This window comes from Streptomyces sp. NPDC050549, assembly GCF_040655035.1.
Classification (GTDB): Bacteria; Actinomycetota; Actinomycetes; order Streptomycetales; family Streptomycetaceae; genus Streptomyces.
This window is the reverse complement of the sequence record NZ_JBFAJD010000104.1, coordinates 1-2,766: the sequence shown is the minus strand read 5'-3', so window position 1 is coordinate 2,766 and position 2,766 is coordinate 1. Positions and strand designations below refer to the sequence as shown.

Below are 2,766 nucleotides of genomic sequence, written 5' to 3'. Positions count from 1 at the left end.
GGCATAACCGAACCCGAACGTCTTGTCCAGGAACGCCCACAGGAAGACGAACCCCGTCAGCAGACGCAGCGACGCGAACGCGTAGGCACGCACCGAGGTGGCCGTCGCCGTCGTGTCGGTGGCGGTCTGTGCCGTCCCGGTCCGGTGCAGGGACGGGAAGTGGAATCGCGGGTGGTGTTGGGATTGGTTGGGGACTGCCATGATGCTCATCCCTTTCGAGGGAACGACGCGTTGGATTCGACGACTTTCGTTGCGCCCTCAATGTCTCGCTGCGGACAGCGGCGGCAGAGGGGCTGCAAGTCCCCGGTCGAGGGCCCGAACGTCCCTGTCCGCAGGGTCACTTGGCGGTGGGCACGACGACCACGGGGCAGTGCGAGCGGTGCAGCAGGGTGTGTGCCACCGGGCCCAGCCGCGGGCCGAACCGGTGGGCGCGGTGGTGCGCGCCGACGACCACGACGGCGCAGTCGCGCGTGGCCTCCAGCAGGGCGTGCGCCGGGCCGGTGCGGACCGTGCGGCTCTCGACCCGGATACCGGGGTGCTGTTCGCTCAACCGGGACAGGGTGAAGCGCGGAACGGAGTCCTCCGCCCTTCCCCGCTGGGCGAGTTGCTCCTGGCCGGGGCTCGTCGCCGGGACCAGCGAGGGCAGTTCGGGGGTGATGTGCCGATGGCTCCACGAGTGCAGGACGTGCAGCGGGACACCGCGCCGCTCGGCCTCCTGGAAGGCGTAGAGCGCCGTGTCCTGGTCGCTGTCGCCCTCCAGGCCGAGCAGGACGGGCCGTCCGTCGTCGCACGGATGGTCGCCGCGGACGACGAGCAAGGGGCTGTGCACCTGCGCGGCCAGCCGCAGGCTCACCGAGCCGAACAGCAGGCCGGCGATGCCGCCCATGCCCCGGGTTCCCACGACGGTGAGGGCCGCGCCCTCGCTCTCGCGCACGAGCGTGCGCACCGGACCGCCGACGGCGTCCCTGGTCAGTACCGTCAACTCGGGGTGGCGTGCGCCGACGCGCGTGAGGGCGGACGCCAGCACCGGTCCGGCCTCGTCGCTGTCGGCGACGGCGTACACGACGGCCAGTTCGGCGCCGCGCCGCGCGGCCTCGTCCGCGGCCAGGTCCAAGGCCCGCACGGAGATCAGCGAACCGTCCACTCCGACGACCACATGATGAAGAGTCATGTCACTTTTCCCTTCTGATTGTTGTGTGCTCACGCTGTTCGGCGGGAAGGGGCCGCCATGGCGCACAACGGCTCCGGCGACGATGCTCGTCCTGCGCGGACGGCCCCCGTCAGGGGCCGTAGGAACCTGACGACACGCCGTACGGCCCCTTCCTGTGGGGCCGTACGGTCCAGGCGTCGTCCTGTCGCGGCACGGTGACCATGGCGTCTGCGCCGGGCAGTCCGGCATCAGGTCGCACCGCTGAGATCCACCCCGTACATCGAGCGCCCGCCCACGAGTTCACGTCCCGTCACCAGCTCGGGCTCGATCCGGACGAAGACCTCCCGGGAGGAGGGAACCCAGGGACGCGGGCCGGTTCGGACCATGCGTTCGTGCTCGGCCGGGTCGGTCACCACGGTGGCCGGCCCGGTCACGACGACGCTCCAGCCGGAGTGCGCGACGGCATCGACCTCGTCGGCCTCGAAGGCGACCACCGAGCCGTCGATCGCGCGCACCAGCTCCGAGGCCGCGGAGGTACGCAGCAACACCGCGCCGTCGTGGTCCAGAGTGAAGTTCACGGGCAGTACGGCGGGCAGGGCTTGGCGGGTGTGCACGATGCGGCCGACGGGTGCCTGCCCCAGCCGGCGCAGGCACTCGTGTCGTTCCAGTTCGCGGAATCCGTCGTTGGAATACATCAGCCAGTCCGTCTCTCGCCCTGTGCACGGGTTTGTGGTGTCACTCCATGTTTCGCCGCGTGGGGCCCGCGGGAGAGGGGCCATCGGTCCCACTCGCGCCGGAGACCGTCCCTCGCCGTGCCGCGATCCGACGGCCGGTGAGGCTCAGGGGATCGATGCGGACCCATTCCTCACGCCGCCCGCCGGCCCACGGCTCGCTGAACGCGCGCTCCGTCAAGTGCCGTACGTCGTCGGTGTCCGTCACGGTCCGAGCCCGGCCGAGCGCCAGCACGCTCCATCCCTCGCCGAACACGTCGTCGAAACGGTCGATCTCGAAGGCGACCTGGCAGCCCGCCGCCTGGGACGGTGTGGAGCCGGAAGCGGTCCTGAACACGATCGCGCCGTCGACCACGCTGTAGTTGACGGGGACGACGACGGGGCCGGAGACGGTGGGTACCGCGACCCTGCCCACCCCGTGTGTCGACAGCAGCTCCCGGCACTCCTGGACGGTCAGCTCGGTGAACTCGGGGTCGGAGGCGGCCCGGCCCGGGCCGGGTTGCAGTTCGCTGCCGCCTCCGGCGAGGTCTGTCACGGTGGTGCTCAGGGCCTCGGCAAGCCTGAGGAGAGCGCTCCTGCTCGGGGCGGCACCGGGATGCTCCTCCAGGTACTGGACATAGCTAGCCGCCATGCCGGCCCGGTCGGCCGTCTCCTGCCGGGAGAGACCGAGCGCCGAGCGCCGCGCGGAGATCCGGCGCCCGAGATCGCCGGCGGGCGATCCCTCGGTCACGCTCAGCGGGAACGGGTCAGGCATGGCTCGTCACGTCCTCTCGTTCTTCCGCGCGCACGGCGACTTCCTCGTGCCGCGTCCCGCCGAGTACGACCTTGAGGGCACCGGTGTCGGCGGCCTTGCCGAAGACCTCGTACGCCTCCTCCATACGCTCC

Annotated in this window: 3 protein-coding genes and 2 pseudogenes; all 5 read right to left on the bottom strand. The window is 71.1% G+C overall.

Annotation, left to right across the window (positions count from 1 at the left end):
- Positions 1-201, bottom strand: a pseudogene (locus AB0I51_RS48235) (hypothetical protein); the annotation flags it as partial.
- Positions 202-337: 136 nt separating this feature from the next.
- Complete coding sequence (locus AB0I51_RS48230) at positions 338-1,171, bottom strand: universal stress protein (RefSeq protein ID WP_362985870.1); 834 nt, start codon at positions 1,169-1,171, stop codon at positions 338-340.
- Between the two features lie 227 nt (positions 1,172-1,398).
- A complete protein-coding gene (locus tag AB0I51_RS48225) occupies positions 1,399-1,845 on the bottom strand; it encodes a pyridoxamine 5'-phosphate oxidase family protein (protein ID WP_362985868.1) in 447 nt (148 codons plus the stop codon).
- 40 nt (positions 1,846-1,885) lie between these two features.
- The gene (locus AB0I51_RS48220; RefSeq protein ID WP_362985866.1) at positions 1,886-2,635 is read right to left on the bottom strand and encodes a pyridoxamine 5'-phosphate oxidase family protein; all 750 of its coding nucleotides are present in this window, start codon (positions 2,633-2,635) and stop codon (positions 1,886-1,888) included.
- Positions 2,628-2,766 (bottom strand): annotated as a pseudogene (locus AB0I51_RS48215) (alcohol dehydrogenase); the annotation flags it as partial. The gene AB0I51_RS48220 and the pseudogene AB0I51_RS48215, both read right to left, overlap by 8 nt.